Origin of the sequence: Streptomyces sp. NBC_00846 (genome assembly GCF_045207325.1) — a bacterium.
Taxonomy (GTDB): Bacteria; Actinomycetota; Actinomycetes; order Streptomycetales; family Streptomycetaceae; genus Streptomyces.
On record NZ_CP108846.1, the window covers coordinates 4751500 to 4776133 of the forward strand.

The window sequence follows — 24634 nt, forward strand, 5'->3', positions numbered from 1 at the left end:
GATCAGTCCACCGTCACGTAATCGGGGCCGGAGTAACGGCCGGTGCTGAGCTTCTGGCGCTGCATCAGCAGATCGTTCAGCAGGCTGGAGGCGCCGAAGCGGAACCAGTGGTTGTCCAGCCAGTCCTCGCCCGCGGTCTCGTTCACCAGCACCAGGAACTTGATCGCGTCCTTGGAGGTGCGGATGCCGCCGGCCGGCTTCACGCCGATCTGTACGCCGGTCTGCGCCCGGAAGTCGCGCACGGCCTCCAGCATCAGCAGGGTGTTCGCCGGGGTGGCGTTCGTCGCGACCTTGCCGGTCGACGTCTTGATGAAGTCCGCGCCCGCCAGCATGCCGAGCCAGGAGGCGCGGCGGATGTTGTCGTACGTGGAGAGTTCGCCGGTCTCGAAGATCACCTTCAGCCGGGCGTCGGTGCCGTCCGCCCGCGCGCACTCGGCCTTCACGGCCAGGATCTCCTCGTACACCTTGAGGTAGCGGCCACAGAGGAAGGCGCCCCGGTCGATCACCATGTCGATCTCGTCGGCCCCGGCGGCCACGGCGTCGCGGACATCCGCGAGCTTGACGTCGAGCGCGGCGCGGCCGGCCGGGAAGGCCGTCGCCACGGACGCCACCTTCACGCCGGAACCGGCCAGCGCGGCGACGGCGGTCGCCGCCATGTCGGGGTAGACGCAGACCGCGGCGGTGCGCGGGGTCGTGCGGTCGGTCGGGTCGGGATGGACGGCCTTGGCGGCGAGGGCCCGGACCTTGCCCGGGGTGTCCGCGCCTTCCAGCGTCGTCAGGTCGATCATCGAGATGGCCAGGTCGATCGCGTACGCCTTGGCCGTCGTCTTGATCGAACGGGTTCCGAGGGACGCGGCGCGCGCTTCGAGGCCGACGGCGTCGACGCCGGGCAGCCCGTGCAGGAAGCGGCGCAGCGCACTGTCGGACGCGGTCGCGTCGGAGAATGCGGGAGCTGTGGTGGGCATGGTCACCAGGGGAGCATATCTACGCGCGTAGCGACCTGTACAGGGGGTGGGGTCCTCCGAGCGTCGCACAGTACCGGGGCGGCCGCCCCGGCGCCCCTTGCGTGCGTCAGGCAGAATCGGTCCCATGACGAGCCCCACACCACCCGCCGAGCCGACCTACGCCGACCGGTCCTTCCGGTCGCCCGCCGGGATCGTCGGGGGTGTCCTGCTGCTTCTCTTCATCGGCTGGATCGGCGGCGACGCCGTGGTCCGGGGCGCCGGCCGGGTGCCGTGGCTGGCGCTGGCCGGGCTGCTGACCGTGGTGCCGCTGGTCGCCGCGTTCACGCTGCGGCCCGTCGTGTACGCCAACGACCAGCGCATCCGGATCCGTAACCCGTTCCGGACGATCACCGTGCCGTGGACCGAGGCCGCGGTTCTGCGGGCCGGATATGCGAGCGAGCTGCTCACCGAGGACGGCGCCAAGTTCCAGCTGTGGGCGGTGCCGGTGTCGTTGGGGAAGCGGAAGAAGGCCGCCAGGCGGCAGGCCCGGCAGTCGACGGACGACCGGTACGGCCGGACGTCCGTGCACGCGGATGTCCGCGACAGCCGCTCCCGGATGGCGCCGGCCGACCAGACCATGGCGGACCTCCGCGAGCTGATGGAGCGGGCGAAGACGGGGGCGGGCGCGGCCGCACAGCCTTCGGCGTCCTCGGAAACTTCGGTTTCGGTGCGCTGGGCGTACGAGTTGATCGCCCCGGCGGTGGTGGGCCTGGTGCTGCTGGTGGTGCTGCTCGCGACCGGCTGAGACCGGCTGAGGCGGGCTGGCTGAGACCGGCTGAGGCGGGCCGGAGTGCGCGCGTACGACGATCGGATGCCGGCCGTACGCGTGCGGGTGGTCGTGGTCCCGGTCGCGAGGCAGCCCCGCCCGCCGGGTCGGCCCGTCGTGGCCGACCGGTAGGTGCACACCTGTACGCCCGTGCCGCTGGTGACCGTCGAAAGCGGTTCGAAATGTCGCGGGCGCGCCGCGTGCGTACGCCCTCGCCTTCGAGGCCCGCGCGCACGATGGCCCCTTCGAGCCGGAACACCAGGTGTTCCGCCGTGGCCCGGGCCCGCTCGTCCTGGCCGGACAGCAGCTCTTGGAGGTGGGCCGCGAGCAGGCTCTCGACCTCCTCCCGGTGGCGCCCGCCTCGGCCATGCCTGCCTCCCGTGGCTCGTCATCAGGCAGGCCCGTCTGCCTCATGCGTTCCCGGTGCATGCCTCGTGCGGGCACTAGTTCTCCGGGAGCCGGGCCCAGAAGTGGTTGACGATGTCGTCGATGTAGCGTCGCCCGTTTTCGCCGGAGGCAGTGGTGCCGCCGGCCCGGCTGAGGGTGGCGGCCATGAGGGCCTGGTACTCCTGATGCATGTCGCGCAGGGGGTCCTGCAGGTCGCGGCGGTCCGTGGAGACGAGGCGGGCGATGGCGCGGATGTGGGCCTGCCAGCGGGTGGAGACGGCTTCGGTGAGGAGGCGGGCGAGTTCGTCCTCCAGGCCGGTGATGGTGATGAAGTCGCGTGGGGGGAGGTTGAGGAGGGCGCCGAGTTTGGCGGACTGCCGTTTGTCGCCGGTCCATTGGCCGGTTGTTTCCATGTGGTGGTAGGCGTCGAGGTCGACGCCGGTGGCACGGGCGACGTCCTCGGCGGCCAGTCTGCGGGCGAGGCGGTGTTCCCGCAGGGTGCGGGGAGCGCCCATGAGTTCGCGGGGGTTGCACCACAGGGCACCGGCCAGCGCGGTGAGTTCGCTGGCGGTGGGCAGTGCGGTGCCGCGTTCCCACGCGGTGATGTGGTCGGGGGTGATGTGGGCCGTGCCGTAGGAGGCGCGCATGCCGTAAGCGACGTGGCCGGGGGCCATCCCGAGTTTCTCGCGCAGGATGCGGGCGGCGCGCGCGTTGAAGGGGAGCGGTGGATGCACGGACCGAGAGTAAGGAGTCACCCGGGGTGAACTCCATGGCCACTGTCGCCCGCATCCCGGTTTGGCTGGATAGGTCGTCGGTGATTTTGGAGGAACCGACAGGGGCGGTGCGAGAAGGTCAACTAATGGATACCGCAAAGCGATTGAGATCACGTTCCTGCCGCGTATGATCCGCTCGCAAGGCGCCCGTATGTGTGTTCGTACAACCGACTGACACACGCTTCCGGCGCCACTGCCATGGTTTCCCTCGCACTTGCAGGTCCAGGAGACACAGTCATGCACACCAGCACGACCGGCCCGGCCGAAGCGCCGACAACCAGACCCGGTGGCCCGCTCAACCGGTTCTTCCGCATCGATGAACGCGGCTCGACGTACGGCCGTGAGATACGTGGTGGGTTCGCCACCTTCTTCACGATGGCGTACATCCTCGTACTCAACCCGATCATCCTCAGTAGCACCGAGGACAAGTTCGGTCACCAGCTGGATGCGGGTCAACTGGCCACCGCCACGGCCCTGGTGGCTGCCGTGATGACCGTGATCATGGGTGTGGGCGGCAACCTGCCGCTCGCCCTGGCCGCGGGCCTCGGTCTCAACGCCGTCACCGCCTTCCAGATCGCCCCTCTCATGAGCTGGGACGACGCGATGGGCCTCATCGTGCTCGAAGGCCTGCTGATCTGCGTACTGGTGATGACCGGTCTGCGCGAGGCGATCATGCACGCCATTCCGCAGCCCCTCAAGCAGGCCATCAGTGTCGGCATCGGACTGTTCATCGCCTTCATCGGCTTCGTGGACGCCGGGTTCGTCACCCGCATCCCGGACGCCGCGAACACCACCGTGCCCGTTCAGATCGGCACAGGCGTCCTCACCGGCTGGCCCATGCTCATCTTCTGTCTCGGCGTGCTGTTGACGATCGTCCTCCTGGTCCGCAAGGTGCAGGGCGCCATCCTCATCAGCATCGTCGTGATGACCGTCGTCGCCGTCGTCATCAACGGGATCGCCGACATCAAGTCCTGGGGTCTGACCGAGCCCTCGCTGCCCGACAAGCCCGTCGCCGCACCCGACTTCGGGCTCCTGGGCAACTTCGATCTGTTCGGCTCGTTCGGTCAGGTCAGTGCGCTGACCGTCGTTCTGCTCGTCTTCACCCTCATCCTGTCCGACTTCTTCGACACGATGGGCACCGTCGTCGGCGTCACCGCCGAAGCCGGACTCCTCGACGAGCGCGGCCAGGTCCCCGGTCTGGGCCGCGTGCTGCTCATCGACGGTGTGGCCGCCGTCGCCGGTGGCGCCGCCTCCTCTTCGTCCGCCACCACGTACATCGAGTCCGCCGCGGGCGTCGGCGAAGGCGCTCGCACCGGTTTCGCCAGCGTCATCACCGGCGGCCTGTTCGCCCTCGCCCTCTTCTTCACCCCCGTTCTCACCATCGTGCCCCTCCAGGCCGCGGCCCCCGCTCTCATCGCGGTCGGGTTCCTGATGATGACCCAGGTCAAGCACATCGACTGGGACCAGTACGAAGTCGCCATCCCCGCCTTCCTGACCATCGCCGTCATGCCGTTCACGTACTCCATCACCAACGGCATCGGCGCCGGCTTCCTCGCCTACGTGGTCATCAAGGCGTGCCTGGGCAAGGCCCGCGAAGTGCACTGGCTGCTCTGGGGCACCGCGGCGCTCTTCCTCGTCTACTTCGCGATCGACCCGCTGGAGCAGCTGCTCAACATCAAGTAGCCGGTGCGGTCCACCCGAAACGGGGCAGGGGACGGCCCGGGACGATCAGCGACGGAGCGTGTGAACACACCGCGCCCGCCCGATCGCCCGGACGTCCCCCGTCGGCCGCGGCGTGGCTGTGGCCCGGACACCGGCTTCACGCGCCTGATGCGTACCTGCGGCATGAGTGATGCGTACCCGAAGCCGGTCGTCGCGACCGGTCAGATACCGGCCGCCGCCGCCAGGTCCCGCTTGATCCCGGCGAGCAGCTCCGCACCCCGCGCACGGGCCGCGGGCAGCTCGTCCGTCGAGGCGACCGGCACCACGACCTCCAGGTAGCACTTGAGCTTCGGCTCGGTGCCGCTCGGGCGGACGATCACGCGGGCGCCCCGGAGGTGGTAGCGCAGCCCGTCGGTGGGCGGCAGCTGCGCGGTGCCCCGCGCGAGGTCCTCGGCCGAGGTGACGGGGAGGCCGGCGAGCACGGTCGGGGGCTGCTCGCGCAGCCGGCGCATGGCGTCCGCGATGACGGAGAGGTCCTCCACCCGGACCGACAGCTGATCGGTGGCGTGCAGCCCGTGGTCGACCGCGATGTCGTCGAGGAGGTCCAGGAGCGTACGCCCCCGCTCCTTGAGCACGGAGGCGAGTTCGGCGACGAGCAGCGCGGCCGTGATGCCGTCCTTGTCGCGTACGCCGTCCGGATCGACGCAGTAACCGAGCGCCTCCTCGTACCCGTACCGCAGGTCGTTCACGCGGGCGATCCACTTGAAGCCGGTCAGCGTCTCCTCGTAGCCGAGGCCCGCCTTCTCGGCGATCCGGCCGAGCAGCGAGGACGACACGATCGACTCGGCGAAGACACCGGCCGCGCCCCGGTCCACCAGATGGGCGGCGAGCAGCGCCCCGACCTCGTCGCCGCGCAGCATCCGCCAGCCGCCGTCGGCGGCCGGGTCCGGGACGGCGACGGCGCACCGGTCGGCGTCCGGGTCGTTGGCGATGACGAGGTCGCAGTCGGAACGGCGTGCGGTGGCGAACGCGAGATCCATCGCGCCGGGCTCTTCCGGATTGGGGAAGGCGACGGTGGGGAACGCCGGGTCGGGCTCGGCCTGTTCGGCGACGAGCACCGGAGCGGGGAACCCGGCGCGGTCGAAGGCGGCGGTGAGCACGGACGTACCGACGCCATGCATCGCGGTGTACACGACCCGGGCGGTGCGCGGTGATCCGGCGGCGAGCACGGCGTCGGTACGGGCCAGGTAGGCGGCCAGGACCTCGTCGCCGAGGATCTCCCAGCCGTCGTCGGGGCGGGCCACGCCGTCGAGCGGGCCGACCGCGGCGATCGCGGCGGCGATCTCGCCGTCGGCCGGGGGGACGATCTGCGAGCCGTCGCCGAGGTAGACCTTGTACCCGTTGTCGCGCGGCGGGTTGTGGCTGGCCGTCACCTCGATGCCCGCGACGGCGCCCAGGTGCCGGATCGCGTACGCCAGCACGGGCGTGGGCAGCGGGCGGGGGAGCACCGCCGCGCGCAGGCCCGCGCCGGTCATCACGGCCGCGGTGTCGCGGGCGAAGTCGGCGGACTTGTAACGGGCGTCGTACCCGATGACGACGAGCCCGCCGGTGTGTCCCCGGTCCCCGAGATACGCGGCGAGTCCGGCCGCGGCGCGGATCACGACGGCGCGGTTCATCCGCATCGGCCCGGCCCCCAGCTCGCCGCGGAGCCCGGCCGTGCCGAACTGGAGCGTGCCCGCGAACCGTGCGGCGAGCTCGTCGAGGTCCTCGGCGTCGATGAGCGCGGCGAGCTCGTCACGGGTCTCGGGGTCGGGATCCTCCGCGAGCCACGTCCTGGCCTGCGCGATGAGCTCCTGCTGCACGGTGTCCGCCTTTCTGCGGGATGGAATGGGTTACGGGGGCGCTGCCCCGGACCCCCCGCTCCTCGATGCCGGAGGGGTCTTTCTTCAGCGTCGCTTTTCAGCGTGGCCTTTCAGCGTCGCCGGCGTTCGAGGCGCGTGGCCCGGGGCAGCGCCCCGGTTCGGGACGGGGCTCAGATCCGCTCAAGCACCCGAGCCAGCAACGCACCCATCCGCGTGGCGGAGTCCCGCCCCGCCTGCAGCACCTCTTCATGGTTGAGCGGCTCCCCGCTCAGCCCCGCCGCCAGGTTCGTGACCAGCGAGATGCCGAGCACCTCGGCCCCTGCCTCCCGGGCGGCGATCGCCTCCAGCACGGTGGACATGCCGACCAGGTCGCCGCCCATCACGCGGACCATGTTGATCTCGGCGGGCGTCTCGTAGTGCGGGCCGGGGAACTGCACGTACACACCCTCTTCGAGGGTCTCGTCGACCTCCTTGCACAGCGCGCGCAGCCGCGGCGAGTACAGATCGGTCAGATCGATGAAGTTGGCGCCGACGATGGGGGACGCCGCGGTCAGGTTGATGTGGTCGCTGATCAGGACCGGCTGCCCGGGGCGCATGCCCTCGCGCAGACCGCCGCAGCCGTTCGTCAGCACGACGGTCTTGCAGCCCGCGGCGACGGCGGTACGGACGCCGTGCGCGACGGCGGCGACGCCGCGGCCCTCGTAGAAGTGCGTGCGGCCGAGGAAGACCAGGGCACGCTTCTCGCCGATCCGGTACGAGCGGATCGTGCCGCCGTGCCCCTGTACGGCGGGCGCCGGGAAGCCGGGCAGGTCGGTCACCGGGAACTCGGCCTCCGGAGCGCCGAGCGCATCGCCCGCGGGAGCCCAGCCGGACCCCATCACGAGGGCGACGTCGTGGGTCTCGGCACCGGTCAGCTCGCGCAGGCGGGCGGCGGCGTCGGCGGCGGCGGCGTACGGGTCGCCCTGGATGTTGTCCGGAATAACTGATGCGTTCACGCGGATGAGGGTAACCGGATATTCCCTACGCGCGTAGATGCCCATGCGCAGAGTCTGCACACGCTTCCTCGTGCATTCATACAAAAGTGCTGGTCGGCCGGGTCAGCAGGGGCGCTTGCGCAGTTCCATCACATAGTCGTGCGGTGCGCCCGCGGACTCCGCGGCGTCCGCGATCTCGCCCAGATAGCGGGCGGACGGCAGCCCGCCCTCGTACCCGTTCAGCACATACATCCAGGTCGGCTCCTCGCCGTCCAGGGTGTGCACCCGTACCCGCATCCGCCGGTAGATGTCGAGGCCGACGCCCTCCCACCGGTCCATGGAGTCCTCGTCCATCGGCGCGATGTCGTACAGCGCCACGAAGACCTGGGAACGGGGGGCCTCCACCACCGTGACGAGCGCGCCTTCCCAGCCCATCTGCTCCCCGCCGAAGGTCAGCCGCCAGCCGTTGAGCCAGCCGGTGCCGCGCAGCGGGGAATGCGGTGCGCGGCGCGTCATCAGCCGCGCGTCGAGGTTGCCGGCGTACGCGGCGTAGAGCGACATGGGGTCGAGGGTACGGGAGGCGGTGGCCGGAACGCCGATTCCTGTGAGGAAGACCCCGTACGAGGGTTCCGCCGTCCGGGCCGGGAACCCCGTCCCGGACGCCCCGGCGCACGTATGGAGGGCCCCGGAGCGAAGCGCCTTGGCGCGTGCGGGACAATGAAGTACGTACTGCATTCCCCGGGGCGACCCCCCGGACCCCCGGCCGGGGCAGCAGACGGCCGCGGGATGACATACGCGAGGCGGACTTTTCGTGACCCGGATCGTGATCATCGGCGGCGGACCCGGCGGGTACGAGGCGGCATTGGTGGGCGCCCAGCTCGGCGCGGAGGTGACCGTCGTCGACTGCGACGGCCTCGGCGGCGCGTCCGTGCTCACCGACTGTGTGCCCTCGAAGACCCTGATCGCGACGGCAGAGGTGATGACCACCTTCGACTCTTCGTACGAGGAGTTGGGCATCATCGTCGCCGACGACACGCCGCACATGGAGCAGGCGGCCCGGGTCGTCGGCGTGGACCTCGGCAAGGTCAACCGACGGGTGAAGCGTCTGGCGCTCGCCCAGTCCCACGACATCACCGCGTCCGTCACCCGGGCCGGCGCCCGGGTGATGCGCGGCCGCGGCCGCCTCGTCGGCCTCCAGGCCGCCGACGGCTCCCGCACGGTCGTCGTGACCGCCGCCGACGGTACGCAGGAGACGCTCACCGCCGACGCCGTACTGATCGCGACCGGCGGCCACCCCCGGGAGATCCCGGACGCGCTCCCCGACGGCGAGCGCATCCTGAACTGGACCCAGGTCTACGACCTCGACGAGCTCCCCGAGGAGCTCATCGTGGTCGGCTCCGGTGTGACGGGTGCCGAGTTCGCTGGCGCCTACCAGGCGCTCGGCTCGCGCGTCACCCTCGTCTCGTCCCGCGACCGGGTGCTGCCGGGCGAGGACCCGGACGCCGCGGCCGTCCTGGAGGACGTCTTCCGCCGCCGCGGCATGAACGTCATGGCCCGCTCCCGCGCGTTGGCTGCGAAAGTTGTGCCGGCGACCACTGAGGGACCCTTCTCGCCGAAGGCGGGCAAGGAGGGACGCGTCGGCGACCGGGTCGAGGTCACCCTCGCCGACGGCCGGGTCATCTCCGGTTCGCACTGCCTGATGGCGGTCGGCGCGATCCCGAACACCGCCGGCATGGGGCTGGAGGAGGCCGGGGTCCGGCTCAAGGAGTCCGGCCACATCTGGACCGACAGGGTCTCCCGCACCACCGCCCCCGGCGTGTACGCGGCCGGTGACGTCACCGGGATCTTCGCCCTCGCCTCGGTCGCCGCCATGCAGGGCCGGATCGCGATGTACCACTTCCTCGGGGACGCGGTGACCCCGCTGAACCTGAAGACGGTCTCCTCGAACGTCTTCACCGATCCCGAGATCGCCACCGTCGGCTACACCCAGGCCGACGTCGACGGCGGCAAGATCGACGCCAGGGTGGTCAAGCTGCCGCTGCTGCGCAACCCGCGCGCCAAGATGCAGGGCATCCGCGACGGCTTCGTCAAGCTCTTCTGCCGGCCCGGCACCGGCATCGTGGTCGGCGGCTGTGTCGTCGCGCCGCGGGCGAGCGAGCTCATCCACCCGATCTCGATCGCGGTCGACAACAACCTGACGGTCGAACAGATCGCGAACGCCTTCACGGTGTACCCGTCCCTGTCGGGTTCGATCGCGGAAGTGGCCCGTCAGTTGCACACGCGGAAGAACGCGGGCGAGGTGTAGACACCGTCGCGAAACCCGGCGATCCGCGGCGATCGGTCGCGATCCCCGGCAGTTCGTGGCGCATCGCGGCAGTTCAGACGGTCGTCCGGGCGCGGAGCGACTGCCTGGCGGGCGCCGGGCGGTCGTCGGCCGGTCAGTACGGAACAACAAGGGGCCGCCTATACCACTTGGCGGCCCCTTGTATGCGCAACTTCTGCTATTCGGCGCAAACTGCTGAAAACGCTCTGGTGTCACGTTACTGTCAGTTTCGTGTTCGCTGCAGAACGTCGTCAATTAATCCTCGAAATGGTGCGCGCCAACGGGGCGGTATCGCTCCGTGAGCTCGCCCGCGTCGTCCAGACCTCCGAAGTGACCGTACGGCGGGACGTGCGGGCGCTGGAGGCAGAAGGACTCCTCGACCGCCGGCACGGCGGTGCGGTTTTGCCGGGCGGTTTTACGCGGGAGTCCGGCTTTCCGCAGAAATCCCATCTCGCCACCGCGGAGAAGACGGCCATCGCCGACCTCGCCGCGGGTCTCGTCGAAGAGGGCGAGGCCATCGTCGTCGGTGCCGGTACGACCACGCAGGAGCTGGCCCGCCGGCTTGCGCGGGTCCCCGGTCTGACCGTCGTCACCAACTCACTGCTGGTCGCCCAGGCGTTGGCCCATGCCAACCGGGTGGAAGTGGTGATGACGGGCGGCACCTTGCGCGGCTCCAACTACGCCCTCGTGGGCAGCGGTGCCGAGCAGTCGCTCCAGGGGCTGCGGGTCTCGCGCGCGTTCCTCTCCGGGAGCGGGCTCACCGCGGAACGCGGCCTGTCCACGTCCAACATGCTCTCGGCGAGCGTGGACCGGGCCCTGGTACAGGCGGCGGCGGAGGTGGTGGTCCTGGCGGACCACACCAAGCTCGGCTCCGACACCATGTTCCAGACGGTGCCGACGGATCTGATCACCCGCCTCGTGACGGACGAACCACCCGGCCACGACGACCGCGCCGCCACCGAACTCCAGGCCCTGGCGGACCAGGGCGTGCAGATCGCGGTGGCCGGCGCGGGCAGCGGCCCCGCCCCGGCGGAAGCCATCCCACCGGGCCGTCAGCCCCGCCGCGACATGCCACTCCCCGGCCAGCGCCGTACCCGCGGTGGCCCCGGAGGGCCGGGGCCGCAGCAACTGCGGAGCGCGGCAGTGCTGGCGGAACCGGGGCAGGGGCCGGGGGACCGGGCGAGGGTGGCGGACATGCGGCGCCGGTAGGGGGAGGGGCGGGGGGTTTCCTTCTCCCTGCCCCTCCCCCTACCCGTAACCGGGGGCGCCGCCCCCGGAACGCGGCTCCTCGATCGCCGCAGGGGCTGGGCCGGGCGGCCCCCTCAATCCCTCTCCGCGTTCGGCCCCTTCAGTCCCTGCAAGGTCAGCATCAGCAGCCGCCCCGCCAACTCCGGGTCGTCCGGCGACTGCTCGGCGGTCAGCGCGATCGCGTTCGTCAGCTGCATCAGGTCGTCGATGGACACATCCGCCCGCACGGCCCCGCTCGCCTGCGCCCGCGCCAGCAGCACCGAACCCGCCTCGCGCAGCGGCACATTGCACCGCGACAGCGCCGAAGTCGCATCCCGTGACGTCGACATGAGTGCCTGGGCGAGCCCGCGGTACTCACCCGCATGAGTGATGATCGCGCCCAGCCACTCCACCAGCCCGGCACACGGCTGCTCCGCCCCGGCGAGCTCACGGGAACGGTCGATCAGGGACGCCAGGGCCTCCTGGAAGACGGCGCTCATCAGCGCGTGCCGGTTCGGGAAGTGCCGGTACAGCGTGCCGATCCCCACGCCCGCGCGTCGCGCGATGTCCTCCAGGGACGCGTCCGTGCCGTGTTCCGCGAACGCGGTACGGGCCTCACCCAGCAGCCGGACGTAATTGCGGCGCGCATCGGCGCGCATGGGCCGGGCCGGCGTCTGTGCCGTGCTCATCGACATTGCGCAGTCCTCCCTTTTTCCGCCCCAGGGTCCAGGATGCCATTGCGTGTCCGGCGGCTTCCTCCGTATCCCGGGCCTCGCCCTTGCGACGCTCACCCCGCTCGCCCGGTGGTGGCGCTGCGAGCGGGGTGACGAACGGGGCCCCTGCGGAGTCGTACGACTCCGCAGGGGCCCCGGTGGAACGTCGGGTGCCGCTCGATCAGTCCTTGATCTCGCAGATCACGGCCCCGGAGGAGACCGAGCTGCCGACCTCGGCGACCAGTCCCTTGACGATGCCCGCGCGGTGCGCGTTCAGCGGCTGTTCCATCTTCATGGCCTCCAGGACGACGACGAGGTCGCCCTCCTGGACCTCCTGGCCCTCCTCGACGGCGATCTTGACGATGGTGCCCTGCATCGGGGAGGCGAGGGTGTCGCCGGAGACCGCGGAGCCGGTCTTCTTCGCCGCGCGGCGCTTGGGCTTGGCACCCGCCGCGAGGCCCGTACGGGCCAGGCTCATGCCCAGCGACGAGGGCAGCGAGACCTCAAGACGCTTGCCGCCGACCTCGACGACTACGGTCTCGCGACCGGTCTCCTCCTCCGCCTGCATGTCGGCGGCGGCGGTGAAGGGCTTGATGTCGTTGACGAACTCGGTCTCGATCCACCGGGTGTGGATCCGGAACGGGTCGCTGGTGAACGCCGGGTCGGCGACGACCGCGCGGTGGAACGGAATGGCGGTGGCCATGCCCTCGACGTTGAACTCGGCCAGCGCGCGAGCCGCCCGCTGCAGCGCCTGCTCACGCGTCGCACCGGTCACGATGAGCTTCGCCAGCAGCGAGTCCCAGGCGGGGCCGATGACGGAACCGGACTCCACGCCCGCGTCGAGGCGGACACCGGGGCCGGTCGGCGGGGCGAAGACGGTCACCGTGCCGGGTGCGGGCAGGAAGCCGCGGCCCGGGTCCTCGCCGTTGATCCGGAACTCGAAGGAGTGCCCGCGCACGGCCGGGTCGTCGTAGCCGAGCTTCTCGCCGTCGGCGATGCGGAACATCTCGCGGACCAGGTCGAGGCCGGTGACCTCCTCGGTGACCGGGTGCTCGACCTGGAGGCGGGTGTTGACCTCCAGGAACGAGATGGTGCCGTCCGTGCCGACGAGGAACTCCACGGTGCCCGCACCGACGTAACCGGCCTCCTTGAGGATGGCCTTCGACGCCGCGTACAGCTCCGCGTTCTGCGCCTCGGACAGGAACGGCGCGGGGGCCTCCTCGACCAGCTTCTGGTGGCGGCGCTGGAGCGAGCAGTCACGGGTGGAGACGACGACGACGTTGCCGTGCTGGTCGGCCAGGCACTGCGTCTCGACGTGGCGCGGCTTGTCGAGGTAGCGCTCCACGAAGCACTCGCCGCGGCCGAACGCCGCGACGGCCTCACGGACCGCGGAGTCGTACAGCTCCGGGATCTCCTCCAGGGTGCGCGCCACCTTCAGCCCGCGGCCGCCACCGCCGAACGCGGCCTTGATCGCGATCGGCAGCCCGTGCTGCTTCGCGAACTCCACGACCTCGGCCGAGCCCTCGACCGGGTCGGGCGTGCCGGCCACCAGCGGGGCACCGGCGCGCTGCGCGATGTGCCGGGCGGCGACCTTGTCGCCGAGGTCCCGGATCGCCTGCGGCGGCGGGCCGATCCACGTCAGGCCCGCGTCGAGGACGGCCTGGGCGAAATCGGCGTTCTCCGACAGGAAGCCGTAGCCCGGGTGGATCGCGTCCGCCCCGGAGTCCTTGGCAGCCTGGAGCACCTTGGCCATGTCCAGGTAGCTGGCGGCCGGGGTGTCACCGCCCAGGGCGAATGCCTCGTCGGCCGCGCGTACGTGCAGAGCGTCGCGGTCCGGGTCGGCGTAGACGGCCACGCTCCCGATCCCGGCATCCCGGCATGCCCGAGCAACACGGACAGCAATTTCGCCACGGTTGGCGATGAGCACCTTGCGCACGATGGCTCCCTCCTTGAAACAAGCTGAGTTTAGGGACTACCGACACGGCCCTACGACCCGTTCCCAATGGTGAGCTTGCCCACACGGAGGGTGATTCGAGGCTTGCTCAAGTCGCGAAATCCCTTGTGGGACCACGGTACGCCGGGATCCATGACCGCACAGTAGCCACGAGGTGTGGTCCAGGTCTCTGTTCGTGCAAGCAGCCACGCCGGGTGTTTCTTTGTCGAGTCCCCACTAACGGGAACTCGATTCTTTGCCCGACGCACGAGAGCCGCACCCGGGAGAGCGCAAGGAAGGCGCGCAGGGGCGCGTCGGTGGTGGGGGGCGGGAGCAAAGGGCGCCGGAACCCTTGTCCCACGCGTTACCGATTAGTAGGGTCCGCGCTATCGCACGTACTGCAGGTAACAGGGGGGTGAGCACCGTGGTGCGCAGACCGGTGGCGTTCGTGGCCGCGATCGTGCTGTTCGTGGAAGCCGTGGGCATCGTGCTCATCAACGGCATCCTGGCGACGGTCGTCAAGAACCAGGACATGTCACTGGCCGGGCTGGAATCCGACGCCATGTCCAGCGGCACCTGGGTGATGGGCGGCGTCTTCGGCCTGTATCTGCTGCTGTGCGGACTGGTCCTCCTGCTGACCGGCATCCGCGACCGGGTCCCCGGCCGTGCCGGCCGCATCGCCCTCATCGGCTGCGCCGTGGTGCACGGGGTGCTGGGCGCGCTGACGGTGGGACTCGTCGGCTGGACGGCGTTCGGATTCATGATGGTGGTGCTCGGGCTGATCGTGCTGACGCTGGTGGCGTACGGGCCCCGCCCCGAACCCGGACCCGAGGCCGTCCGGCCCGCGGACGACGCCGGACCGAACGCTCCGGCCCCGGTCTGACCCGTACGGCCGACCGGGAGAGCCCGACCTGTACGGCCCGGTTCACCCGGTCGGCCCCGCACGGTCCGGTCCGATCGGTTCCGCTCAGACCCAGAGCTCGGTGACGGAGATTCCCAGCTCGCCCAGCAGCCTGCGCAGCAGCGGCAGCGAGAGCCCGATGACGTTGCCGTGGTCGCCCTCGATGGAGTCGACGAACGGCGCGGACCTGCCGTCCAGCGTGAAGGCGCCCGCGACGTGCAGCGGCTCGCCCGAGGCCACGTACGCGGCGACCTCCGCGTCCGTCGGCTCGCCGAAGCGGACAGTCGTGGAGGCGGTCGCCGAGGCCGTGCGTCCGGTGGTGGTGTCGATCACGCTGTGGCCGGTCCGCAGCACCCCGGCCCGGCCGCGCATGGACTTCCAGCGGGCGATGGCCTCCTCGCCGTCGGCCGGCTTGCCGAGCGCCTCGCCGTCGAGTTCGAGCACCGAGTCGCAGCCGATGACCAGGGCACCCGCCGCCTCCGGCCGGCCGGCCACCGCGGCGGCCTTGGCCTCGGCGAGGACGAGCGCCAGCTCGGCCGGCGTCGGCGCGTCGAGCGCGTCCTCGTCCACCCCGCTGATGATCACCTCGGGCGCGAATCCGGCCTGTCGCAGAAGGTTGAGACGGGCGGGGGAGGCGGAGGCGAGCACGAGACGGCGCTGATCAGTCATACGCGCCATCGTAGAAGGCCACCGTGGCAGGCGGGGTCACAGCCGCCGTTCCGGTCCCGGGCACGAACTCAGCGCGTCCCGAGCACGAACATCGCGACCACCATCGCGAGCGCCAGCACCAGCCCCGCGCGCCGCATCATGTCCTGGGCGTCACGCAGTTCCTTCGGCGGCTTGTTCTCGGGGTCGGACCACAGCATGGGTCCGATCCTGCTGCTCAGGTGTGCGGCCGCGCCTGAGTACGGGTACTCAGGCGCCCTGGTGCTTACGGACCAGAACCGTGCCCGGACGCACCGCAGGCCCCGGCCCGTACGGGCCGGGGCCTGCGGAAACGCGTGCGAAAGGATACTCCCGCGACTACCCGGGCCAGTAAGTCCGCACCCAGGCCCGCGGCCCCGGCAGGTGGCGCTCACGCCGGGCGATGCGCCCCGGGTCGGACCACTGACCCGGCAGCGCCGATGTGAGGGACGGTGCGCCGGACGGCACCGTGGACCTCGCCGCGCGTGCCCGGACCACTGCCAGCGCGGCAGCCAGCTCCTCGGGGGTCGGGTTGCCCCGTACGACCTTGATCATGGCCAGGACCCTTTCTAGAGGGGGATGTTGCCGTGCTTCTTCGGGGGCAGCGATTCCCGCTTCGTACGCAGCTGGCGCAGCCCCTTCACGATGTGCGCGCGGGTGTCGGACGGCATGATCACCGCGTCGACGTAGCCGCGTTCGGCCGCGATGTACGGGTTGAGCAGCGCGTCCTCGTAGTCGGCGATCAGCGCGGTGCGGGTGGCTTCTGCCTCGGCGGGGTCCGTGACGGCGGCGATCGTGCGCCGGTGCAGGATGTTCACCGCGCCCTGCGCGCCCATGACGGCGATCTGCGCGGTGGGCCAGGCCACGTTGATGTCGGCGCCCAGGTGCTTGGAGCCCATCACGTCGTACGCGCCGCCGAACGCCTTGCGGGTGATCACCGTGATCAGCGGGACGGTCGCCTCCGCGTAGGCATAGATCAGCTTGGCGCCGCGGCGGATGATGCCGCCGTACTCCTGGTCGACGCCGGGCAGGAAGCCGGGAACGTCGACGAAGGTCAGCACGGGCACGTTGAACGCGTCGCAGGTGCGGACGAACCGGGCCGCCTTCTCGCTCGCGTTGATGTCCAGGCAGCCTGCGAACTGCATCGGCTGGTTGGCGACGATGCCGACCGGATAACCCTCCACGCGCCCGAAGCCGGTGAGGATGTTCGGCGCGAACAGGGCCTGCGTCTCCAGGAATTCACCGTCGTCGAGCACGTGCTCGATGGCGGTGTGCATGTCGTACGGCTGGTTCGCCGAGTCCGGGATGAGGGTGTCGAGCTCGCGGTCCTCGTCCGTGGTGGTGAGGTCCGCCTCCTCCGGGAAGGCCGGTGCCTCGGAGAGGTTGTTCGAAGGGAGGTACGACAGCAGCGACTTGACGTACTCGATGGCGTCCTTCTCGTCGCCCGCCATGTGATGCGCCACGCCGGACGTGGTGTTGTGGGTGCGGGCGCCGCCGAGCTGCTCGAAGCCGACGTCCTCACCGGTGACGGTCTTGATGACGTCGGGGCCCGTGATGAACATGTGCGACGTCTGGTCGACCATGACGGTGAAGTCGGTGATCGCGGGGGAGTAGACCGCACCGCCCGCGCACGGTCCGACGATCAGCGAGATCTGCGGGACGACGCCCGAGGCGTGCACGTTGCGGCGGAAGATCTCGGCGAACAGACCGAGCGCGGCCACGCCTTCCTGGATGCGTGCGCCGCCGCCGTCGTTGATGCCGATGACCGGGCAGCCGGTCTTCAGCGCGAAGTCCATCACCTTGACGATCTTCTCACCGTAGACCTCGCCGAGCGAGCCGCCGAAGATGGTGAAGTCCTGCGAGTAGACACAGACGGGGCGGCCGTCGACCGTGCCGTAGCCGGTGACGACGCCGTCTCCGTAGGGGCGGTTCTTCTCGATGCCGAAGCTCGTGGAACGGTGCCGGGCCAACTCGTCGAGCTCCACGAAGGAACCCTCGTCGAGCAGCAGGTCGATCCGCTCGCGAGCGGTCAGCTTGCCTTTCGCGTGCTGCTTCTCGACCGCGCGTTCGGAACCCGCGTGCGTCGCTTCGTCGATACGGCGCTGCAGGTCGGCGATCTTGCCCGCGGTGGTGTGGATGTCGATCTCTTCCGGCTCGGACATCGGGTGGCGGCTCCCTGCCTGGTCACGGGGACGACTGTGCTGCTGACCGGCTGCTGAACACCCACTGATCAGGTACTCAACACCTACTGATCCGTAGCGTATCGGCGTCGATACGGTTCGGCAGTGCGTCGTTCACCACACCTAGTCTGGCTTGCATGACACCTTCGGATGCGCCTCACAGCCGCTGGTCGGACCTGGACCGGCCGCCCCTGAACGTCCCCGCGCTGCGCCGCGGGCTGCTGCGGCCGGGCGGACTGTGGACCTCGCTCGACGTCGTGGAGACCACCGGGTCCACCAACTCGGACCTTGTCCGGCGAGCGGCACAGGGGCTCGACGAGGGCGCCGTGCTGGTCGCCGAGGAACAGACCGCCGGCCGCGGCCGGCTGGACCGGACCTGGTCGGCTCCGGCCCGTTCGGGCCTGTTCTTCTCCGTCTTCCTGGTGCCCGGCGACATCCCCGTCCGGCAGTGGGGCTGGCTGCCCCTGCTCGCCGGCGTCGCGACGGCTACGGGCCTGGCGCGCGCGGCGGGCGTCGACACGGCCCTGAAGTGGCCCAACGACCTTCTGGTCACCATCCCCAAGGACTCCGACAAGCTCCGTCCAGGGGAGACCCCACTGGGCGGGGAACGCAAGGCGGGCGGCATCCTGGCCGAGCGCGCCGGGGACGGCGTCGTCGTGGGCATCGGCCTCAACGTCTCCCTGCGGGCCGACGAACTCCCCGCGCCCACGGCCGGCTCGCTGGCCCTGGCCGGCGCGGTCTCCACCGACCGGGAGACGCTGCTGCGCGGCGTACTGCGCTCGCTGGAGCACTGGTACGTCCAGTGGCGCGCGGCGGACGGCGACGCGGCGGCGAGCGGCCTGCAGGCGGCGTACACGGCGGGCTGCGCGACCCTGGGCCGGGCGGTACGGGCCCAGCTCCCCGGCGACCGCACGCTCACCGGCGAGGCCGTGGCGATCGACAGCGACGGCCGCCTGATCCTGTCCACCGACGACGGCCTCCAGGAACCCGTGTCCGCGGGCGACATCGTGCACCTGCGCGGGCTCGGGGGCGACCTGACGTGACACGTGCCGGGGGAGAGGACCGCGCCCTCGCGGAAACCTCCTACCGGCGGTAACCGCCCAGGCGCCCCGGCCCGCCCGGGAGCGTTTCGGGAGGACTCGGGGACGTGAGCCACGGCACATCTGCCGTATCGTTGAGGCGATCCACCGACAGATCGGCAGGGCAGTGCGCAGGGAACGGGCAGGAGGCGGCTGGTGACCGTCGACGACACGACCTCCGGCGCGGGCGCGGAGCCCCCGCCGGAACCCTCGGTCCACCCGACACCGCATCACGATGTCGACCACACGGCCGAGCCGACCGACGACCCCCTCGCGATCCGGCTCGAACAGCTGATCCTGGGCGCCGACCGTCGCTACACGCCGTTCCAGGCGGCCCGTACCGCGGGCGTCTCGATGGACCTGGCATCCCGGTTCTGGCGGGCCATGGGCTTCGCCGACATCGGGCAGGCCAGGGCGCTCACCGAGGCCGATGTGCTGGCGCTGCGCCGGCTCGCCGGTCTCGTCGAGGCGGGGCTGCTCAGCGAGCCGATGGCGATCCAGGTCGCCCGGTCCACCGGGCAGACCACCGCCCGGCTGGCGGAGTGGCAGATCGACTCCTTCCTGGAAGGGCTGACCGAGCCGCCCGAGCCCGGAATGACCCGCACCGAGGTCACGTACCCGCTGGTCGAGCTGCTCCTCCCCGAGCTGGAGGAGTTCCTGGTGTACGTGTGGCGGCGCCAGCTCGCCGCCGCCACCGGCCGGGTCGTGCAGGCCGCCGACGACGAGGAGATGGTCGACCGGCGCCTCGCCGTCGGCTTCGCCGACCTCGTCGGGTTCACCCGGCTGACCCGGCGGCTGGAGGAGGAGGAGCTCGGCGAGCTGGTCGAGGCGTTCGAGACGACCTGCGCCGACCTGGTCGCCGCCCATGGCGGCCGGCTCATCAAGACCCTCGGTGACGAGGTCCTCTTCGCCGCCGACGACGCGGGCACCGCGGCGGAGATCGCGCTGCGCCTGGTCGAGGCGATGACCCAGGACGACACGATGCCCGCGCTGCGCGTCGGCATCGCGTTCGGCACGGTCACCACCCGGATGGGCGATGTCTTCGGCACGACGGTGAACCTGGCCAGCCGGCTGACCTCGATAGCGCCGAAGGACGCCGTGCTGGTGGACGGGGCGTTCGCGGAGGAGCTGACCCGCACCGGCGACGCCCCGGCCTCCGAAGCGCAGGCGGCGGAGGAGGCGGCGATCGCGGAGAAGGAACGCCAGGACGGCGTGGAGCCGCTGTCCCTGCCGGTCTACCGCTACGGGCTGCAGCCGATGTGGCAGCGCCCGGTCCGCGGCCTCGGCGTCGTCGAGCCCTGGCTGCTGGCGCGCCGGGGCACGTCCTGAGCTCGGCGCGGACCCACCGCTCACCGCCGACCGCTCGTCACTCACCACTCGCCCGGGACCACTGCCCCGGGCGCCCCATAGGATCCCTCCGGTAACGATCGTTAACCGGAGGGGTGCAGTCATGACCGTCACGTCCGAGCAGCGGTTCGGTGAATTCGTCGTCGTACGGGTCCACGAGGGGCAGGAACACGTCGCCGAGCTGGTCCTCGACCGGCCGAAGGCGATGAACGCGGTGTCCACGGACATGGCCCGCTCGATCGCCGCCGCCTGTGCCGCGCTCGCCGCCGACCCGGGCGTACGGGTCACCGTCCTCACGTCGAGCCATGAGCGGGCCTTCTGTGTGGGCGCGGACCTGAAGGAGCGGAACTCCTTCACCGACGCCGATCTGTTGCGCCAGCGCCCCACCGCCCGCGCCGCCTACACCGGCGTGCTCGAACTGCCGATGCCGGCGATCGCGGCCGTGCACGGCTTCGCGCTCGGCGGCGGATTCGAGCTGGCCCTGTCCTGCGATCTGATCGTCGCCGACCGCACGGCCGTGGTGGGCCTGCCCGAGGTGTCCGTCGGCGTCATCCCGGGCGGCGGCGGTACGCAATTGCTGCCGCGGCGGATCGGTGCGGCGCGCGCCGCCGAGCTGGTCTTCACGGCCCGGCGCGTGGAGGCGGCCGAGGCGCGCGACACGGGGCTGGTCGACGAACTGGTGGAGGCGGGGCGGGACCGGGAGGCCGCGCTGACGCTCGCGGGCCGGATCGCCGCCAACTCCCCGGTGGGGCTGCGGGCCGCCAAGCGGGCGCTGCGGCTCGGTCACGGCCTCGATCTGCGGGCCGGTCTCGAAGTCGAGGACGCCGCCTGGCGGTCGGTGGCCTTCTCCGGCGACCGGGCCGAGGGCGTGGCCGCGTTCAACGAGAAGAGGAAGCCGAACTGGCCCGGCGAATGACGGTGAGCGTTCACAGGGACACGCAGTGGACACCCTCGGCACCCCCAATTGATCAAATCACTACAAAACTACATAAGCTGTAGCGATGGGTGGTGATGATGCACGCCTGCGGGCCGTGGTTTCGCTTGCGCAGACGATGGCGGCGGCGCACACCCCGCGGGGGTCGTGGCGAGCGGCTGCGCTGGGGGCGTGCGAGGCGTTGGACGGCAGCTTCGCCGCGCTCTCCGTGTGGGAGCGCGGGCCCGGGCGGCTGCGCGTGCTGGTGAACGCGGGCGAACGGGCCGAAGGGGAGGAGGAGTTCCCCGAGGAGGAGACGTACCCGGTGTACCAGTTTCCGGAGATCACCGAGTTCCTGCACGAACGGTGGGCCGGCGGCGGTGAACCGGACGCCTGGGTGGAGACCGCCGACGGCCCGGTGGGTGGAACGCCGAGCGTGGGGGTGCGTGGGTACGGGCGTGGGTACTGCCAACAGCGGGCGGCCGCCCTGCGCCGGCGTGGGCGTGGCTGCTGCGTGGTCGCGCCGATCGTGCTGCACGGGCGGGCCTGGGGCGAGCTGTACGTGGCCCGCCCGGTGGGGGAGCCGGTCTTCGGGCGCCAGGACGCGGACTTCGCGACCGTGCTGGCCTCGGTCGTCGCCGCCGGGATCTCCCAGGCCGAACGGCTCGAAGAGGTCCGTAAGCTCGCCTTCACCGATCCGCTCACCGGGCTGGCCAACCGCCGCTCCGTCGATGTGCGGCTCGACGAGGCCGTGGAGCGGCACCGGGCGGACGGCGCGGTGGTCAGCCTGGTCGTCTGCGACCTCAACGGCCTGAAGCGGGTCAACGACACGCACGGCCATGCGGTCGGCGACCGTCTGCTGGAACGTTTCGGCTCGGTGCTGTCCCGCTGCGGCGCCATGCTGCCCGGTGCGCTCGCGGCCCGGCTCGGCGGCGACGAGTTCTGTCTGCTCGCGGTCGGCCCGGAGTCGGACGACGTGATCCGGGTGGCGACCGAACTCTGCGACCGGGCGGCCGAGTTGGAGCTCGGTGACGGGGTGGCGTGCGGGATCGCGTCGACCGGTGATCCGATCGGCCCGGTGGTGTCCGCGCGGCGGCTGTTCCGGCTGGCGGACGCGGCCCAGTACCGGGCGAAGGCGGCCCGCTCCACGGAGCCGGTGGTGGCGGGGCGTGACGGCGAGGTGATCCGGCTGGCCGACGCGCCGCCCAGGTCCCCGCACGACCGCCGTCACCTGCGCGGCAGCCGCCCCTGACCGCGTGACGAGGCCGGTGCGGGGCGGGCCGTACGACCTGTGGTGACATGGAGGGATTCGTCCGTACGCTTCTGCATGTGGATACGTACACCGTTGTGGTGGGGACGTCCGGTACGACCGCCCGGGACGTCATCGCCGTGGCCCGCGGCAACGCCCGCGTCGAGCTCTCCGCGGCCGCCGTGGGCGCGCTCGCCGCCGCCCGAGAGATCGTGGACGCCCTCGCAGCCGGGCCCGAGCCGGTCTACGGCGTCTCCACGGGCTTCGGCGCTCTGGCCGCCCGGTACATCGGCCAGGACCTCCGCGGCCGGCTCCAGCGCAACATCGTCCGCTCGCACGCCGCGGGCATGGGCCCGAGGGTCGAGCGCGAGGTCGTCCGCGCGCTGATGTTCCTGCGGCTGAAGACGGCCGCCTCCGGACGCACCGGCATACGGCCCGAGGTCGCCCGGACCATGGCCGACGTCCTCAACGCGGGCATCACCCCCGTCGTCCACGAGTACGGCTCGCTGGGCTGCTCCGGCGACCTGGCCCCGCTCGCCCACTGCGCGCTGACGCTGATGGGCGAGGGCGACGCGGAGGGCCCCGACGGCACCGTGCGCCCCGCGGGCGAACTGCTCGCCGCCCACGGCATCACCCCGGTCGAACTGCGCGAGAAGGAGGGCCTCGCCCTCCTCAACGGCACCGACGGCATGCTCGGGATGCTCGTCCTGGCCCTCGCCGACCTGAAGAACCTCTACACCTGCGCCGACATCACCGCGGCCCTCTCCCTGGAGGCGCTGCTCGGCACGGACAAGGTGCTCGCCCCGGAACTGCACGCCATCCGCCCGCACCCGGGCCAGGGCGTCAGCGCCGACAACATGCTGCGGGTCCTCGCCGGATCCGGCCTCACGGGGCGGCACGCCGAGATCACGGACGCCGCCGCGCCCCGCGTGCAGGACGCCTACTCCGTGCGCTGCGCTCCCCAGGTCAACGGCGCCGGACGCGACACCCTCGACTACGCCGCGACCGTCGCGGACCGCGAACTCGCCTCGGCCGTCGACAATCCCGTCGTGCTCCGAGGGGATGCCTCCCGGGAGGGCGGAGCCGGGAGCGGGGGAGGCCGCGTCGAGTCCAACGGCAACTTCCACGGCGCCCCCCTCGCCTACGTGCTCGACTTCCTGGCGATCGTCGCGGCCGACCTCGGTTCGATCACCGAACGCCGCACCGACCGGCTGCTGGACAAGGACCGTTCGCACGGACTGCCGCCGTTCCTCGCCGAAGACCCCGGTGTGGACTCGGGTCTGATGCTCGCCCAGTACACCCAGGCCGCCCTGGTCGGCGAGATGAAGCGGCTCGCGGTCCCGGCCTCGGCCGACTCGATCCCGTCCTCCGCGATGCAGGAGGACCACGTCTCCATGGGCTGGTCGGCGGCGCGCAAGCTCCGTACCGCCGTCGACAGCCTCGCCCGGATCGTCGCCGTCGAGCTGTACGCGGCGACCCGCGCCATCGAACTGCGCGCCGCCCAGGGCCTCACCCCCGCGCCCGCCTCGCGGGCCGCCGTCGAGGCGCTGCGCGCGGCGGGCGTCCAGGGGCCCGGACCGGACCGCTTCCTGGCGCCGGACCTGGCCGCGGCGGACGCGTTCGTACGGGCGGGCGGGCTGGTCGCGGCGGTCGAGCCGGTGACCGGACCGCTGGGCTAGGAGGGTGCTGAAGATCACGGCCCGGCCATGATCTTCAGACCTCCTGGGTTCTTCCGCTCGGATCGGGCCGGATCAGGCGGAGAGGGTGCCGGTGCGGCGTACCGAGTAGGTGACGAAGGCAGCGCCGATGCCCAGGAACGCCATGCCGCCGATCAGATACGGGGTGGTGTCGACCCCGGCCCCGGTGTCGGCGAGCCTCGGGCCGGTGGTGGTGCTCCCGGTGGTGGTGGCCGGCCGGCTCCGTGTGCCCGGTGCGCCGGCCGGATCGTCCGTCGCGTTGGCGGACGGGACGAACCACAGGGCGGCCAGCAAGGTGCCTGCGGCGGTGGCGGTCAGGAGCGGGCGACGAGCAGCGGCCACGGAATCGTTCCCCCTTGTCACAGCCGTGAGTCAGGCCAGTACGCAGATGCTAGTGACAGCAGCGGGTCGCAGGAAAGTCGCAGGTGCGAGGCGCCTACGCTCCGGATCATGAACACTTCTGAGTCATCACGGTTTGTTCGGCTTCAGGTAGAAATGGTGTTGGAAATCACGGACCCCGCCGCCCTGAGCGGTACCGCGCTGGAGTCCATCGCCGCCGAGTACGGCGAGCCCGGCGGTGAGCCCGCCGAGGAGCGCATGCTGGCCGAGGCCGCCGTACGGGAGGACGGCGCCGAGGCCCTCGCCTCCCTCATCGACCCGTTCGACCTGGTCAGCGAGGTGCCGGGGGTCGAACTCACCCAAGCGTCCTGGAGTAGCGAGAGCGTCGATTACGACCCGGCCGATCCGGACGCCTGGGACCTCGACGAGGAGGACGAAACGGGCGGCGAAGCGGACGAAGAGGGCGCCGCGTACGAAGATCACGAAGCGGGGGCCGCCGACGGCATCCCGCACAATGGGGTGGACGACGGCGAGCACAGCGGCGTGAGCGGCGGTGTGGAGCGGCGGGTCTAGCAGGCAGTACGTGCCACGGCCCCGACCCGCTTCCTTCCGCGGGCCGGG

General features: G+C 71.3%; 23 protein-coding genes. 11 read left to right on the forward strand and 12 right to left on the reverse strand.

Translation table 11 applies throughout. The features are described 5' to 3' along the window. Window positions 1-2: 2 nt before the first annotated feature. The gene (gene deoC, locus OG936_RS22030; RefSeq protein ID WP_406500553.1) at window positions 3-965 is read right to left on the reverse strand and encodes a deoxyribose-phosphate aldolase; all 963 of its coding nucleotides are present in this window, start codon (window positions 963-965) and stop codon (window positions 3-5) included. 124 nt (window positions 966-1089) lie between these two features. On the opposite strand from deoC, the gene OG936_RS22035 reads away from it, so the two are divergent. Beyond that, a complete protein-coding gene (locus OG936_RS22035) occupies window positions 1090-1749 on the forward strand; it encodes a PH domain-containing protein (protein ID WP_406496848.1) in 660 nt (219 codons plus the stop codon). Between the two features lie 464 nt (window positions 1750-2213). Here OG936_RS22035 and OG936_RS22040 read toward each other — a convergent pair whose 3' ends face one another. Then, on the reverse strand, window positions 2214-2891 hold the full coding sequence (locus OG936_RS22040; RefSeq protein WP_406496849.1) for a helix-turn-helix domain-containing protein: 678 nt from the start codon (window positions 2889-2891) through the stop codon (window positions 2214-2216). A gap of 276 nt (window positions 2892-3167) precedes the next feature. Between OG936_RS22040 and OG936_RS22045 the strand changes: the two genes are divergently transcribed. Next, window positions 3168-4613: an NCS2 family permease gene (locus OG936_RS22045; RefSeq protein ID WP_406496851.1), complete on the forward strand. Its 1446-nt coding sequence runs from the start codon at window positions 3168-3170 to the stop codon at window positions 4611-4613. Between the two features lie 200 nt (window positions 4614-4813). Here OG936_RS22045 and OG936_RS22050 read toward each other — a convergent pair whose 3' ends face one another. The 3 genes from OG936_RS22050 to OG936_RS22060 all read right to left on the reverse strand — a co-directional run bounded on the left by OG936_RS22050 (window position 4814) and on the right by OG936_RS22060 (window position 7989). Further along, window positions 4814-6454 (reverse strand): phospho-sugar mutase, encoded by a 1641-nt coding sequence (locus OG936_RS22050; RefSeq protein WP_406496852.1) that lies wholly within the window; start codon window positions 6452-6454, stop codon window positions 4814-4816. Window positions 6455-6624: 170 nt separating this feature from the next. After that, on the reverse strand, window positions 6625-7449 hold the full coding sequence (locus tag OG936_RS22055) for a purine-nucleoside phosphorylase (RefSeq protein WP_266748137.1): 825 nt from the start codon (window positions 7447-7449) through the stop codon (window positions 6625-6627). A gap of 102 nt (window positions 7450-7551) precedes the next feature. Continuing rightward, complete coding sequence (locus OG936_RS22060) at window positions 7552-7989, reverse strand: gamma-glutamylcyclotransferase (RefSeq protein ID WP_406496854.1); 438 nt, start codon at window positions 7987-7989, stop codon at window positions 7552-7554. A gap of 250 nt (window positions 7990-8239) precedes the next feature. On the opposite strand from OG936_RS22060, the gene OG936_RS22065 reads away from it, so the two are divergent. Then, the gene (locus OG936_RS22065) at window positions 8240-9733 is read left to right on the forward strand and encodes an NAD(P)H-quinone dehydrogenase (protein WP_406496856.1); all 1494 of its coding nucleotides are present in this window, start codon (window positions 8240-8242) and stop codon (window positions 9731-9733) included. Window positions 9734-9982: 249 nt separating this feature from the next. Continuing rightward, on the forward strand, window positions 9983-10960 hold the full coding sequence (locus OG936_RS22070; RefSeq protein WP_406496858.1) for a DeoR/GlpR family DNA-binding transcription regulator: 978 nt from the start codon (window positions 9983-9985) through the stop codon (window positions 10958-10960). Window positions 10961-11073: 113 nt separating this feature from the next. Here the strand turns inward: OG936_RS22070 and OG936_RS22075 are convergent, their stop codons facing one another. Together OG936_RS22075 and OG936_RS22080 are read right to left on the reverse strand one after the other, a co-directional pair. Further along, the gene (locus OG936_RS22075) at window positions 11074-11673 is read right to left on the reverse strand and encodes a TetR/AcrR family transcriptional regulator (protein ID WP_406496860.1); all 600 of its coding nucleotides are present in this window, start codon (window positions 11671-11673) and stop codon (window positions 11074-11076) included. 199 nt (window positions 11674-11872) lie between these two features. After that, on the reverse strand, window positions 11873-13627 hold the full coding sequence (locus OG936_RS22080; RefSeq protein WP_406496861.1) for an acetyl/propionyl/methylcrotonyl-CoA carboxylase subunit alpha: 1755 nt from the start codon (window positions 13625-13627) through the stop codon (window positions 11873-11875). 412 nt (window positions 13628-14039) lie between these two features. Here OG936_RS22080 and OG936_RS22085 point away from each other — a divergent pair, with 412 nt between their 5' ends. Beyond that, the gene (locus tag OG936_RS22085) at window positions 14040-14507 is read left to right on the forward strand and encodes a hypothetical protein (protein WP_406496863.1); all 468 of its coding nucleotides are present in this window, start codon (window positions 14040-14042) and stop codon (window positions 14505-14507) included. 84 nt (window positions 14508-14591) lie between these two features. Here the strand turns inward: OG936_RS22085 and OG936_RS22090 are convergent, their stop codons facing one another. The 4 genes from OG936_RS22090 to OG936_RS22105 form a co-directional block, all read right to left on the reverse strand. Beyond that, window positions 14592-15203, reverse strand: coding sequence for a nucleoside triphosphate pyrophosphatase (locus OG936_RS22090; protein ID WP_406496865.1), 612 nt, complete (start codon window positions 15201-15203; stop codon window positions 14592-14594). 59 nt (window positions 15204-15262) lie between these two features. Beyond that, the gene (gene mmpB / locus OG936_RS22095; protein ID WP_093900106.1) at window positions 15263-15391 is read right to left on the reverse strand and encodes a morphogenic membrane protein MmpB; all 129 of its coding nucleotides are present in this window, start codon (window positions 15389-15391) and stop codon (window positions 15263-15265) included. Window positions 15392-15548: 157 nt separating this feature from the next. Further along, on the reverse strand, window positions 15549-15764 hold the full coding sequence (locus OG936_RS22100) for an acyl-CoA carboxylase epsilon subunit (protein WP_406496868.1): 216 nt from the start codon (window positions 15762-15764) through the stop codon (window positions 15549-15551). Between the two features lie 14 nt (window positions 15765-15778). Next, window positions 15779-17371: an acyl-CoA carboxylase subunit beta gene (locus OG936_RS22105; RefSeq protein WP_406496870.1), complete on the reverse strand. Its 1593-nt coding sequence runs from the start codon at window positions 17369-17371 to the stop codon at window positions 15779-15781. A 155-nt stretch (window positions 17372-17526) separates the two neighbouring features. On the opposite strand from OG936_RS22105, the gene OG936_RS22110 reads away from it, so the two are divergent. From OG936_RS22110 to hutH, 5 genes are all read left to right on the forward strand, one after another. Continuing rightward, window positions 17527-18432 (forward strand): biotin--[acetyl-CoA-carboxylase] ligase, encoded by a 906-nt coding sequence (locus tag OG936_RS22110; RefSeq protein WP_406496872.1) that lies wholly within the window; start codon window positions 17527-17529, stop codon window positions 18430-18432. A gap of 192 nt (window positions 18433-18624) precedes the next feature. Beyond that, window positions 18625-19797: an adenylate/guanylate cyclase domain-containing protein gene (locus OG936_RS22115; protein WP_406496874.1), complete on the forward strand. Its 1173-nt coding sequence runs from the start codon at window positions 18625-18627 to the stop codon at window positions 19795-19797. A gap of 121 nt (window positions 19798-19918) precedes the next feature. After that, window positions 19919-20731 (forward strand): enoyl-CoA hydratase/isomerase family protein, encoded by an 813-nt coding sequence (locus tag OG936_RS22120; protein WP_406496875.1) that lies wholly within the window; start codon window positions 19919-19921, stop codon window positions 20729-20731. A gap of 85 nt (window positions 20732-20816) precedes the next feature. Then, window positions 20817-21980: a diguanylate cyclase domain-containing protein gene (locus OG936_RS22125; RefSeq protein WP_406496876.1), complete on the forward strand. Its 1164-nt coding sequence runs from the start codon at window positions 20817-20819 to the stop codon at window positions 21978-21980. Window positions 21981-22027: 47 nt separating this feature from the next. Beyond that, window positions 22028-23656: a histidine ammonia-lyase gene (gene hutH / locus OG936_RS22130; protein WP_406496877.1), complete on the forward strand. Its 1629-nt coding sequence runs from the start codon at window positions 22028-22030 to the stop codon at window positions 23654-23656. A gap of 72 nt (window positions 23657-23728) precedes the next feature. Here hutH and OG936_RS22135 read toward each other — a convergent pair whose 3' ends face one another. Then, window positions 23729-24016, reverse strand: coding sequence for a hypothetical protein (locus tag OG936_RS22135; RefSeq protein WP_383752836.1), 288 nt, complete (start codon window positions 24014-24016; stop codon window positions 23729-23731). Between the two features lie 108 nt (window positions 24017-24124). Between OG936_RS22135 and OG936_RS22140 the strand changes: the two genes are divergently transcribed. After that, window positions 24125-24586 (forward strand): hypothetical protein, encoded by a 462-nt coding sequence (locus tag OG936_RS22140; RefSeq protein ID WP_406496879.1) that lies wholly within the window; start codon window positions 24125-24127, stop codon window positions 24584-24586. Window positions 24587-24634: the final 48 nt, after the last annotated feature.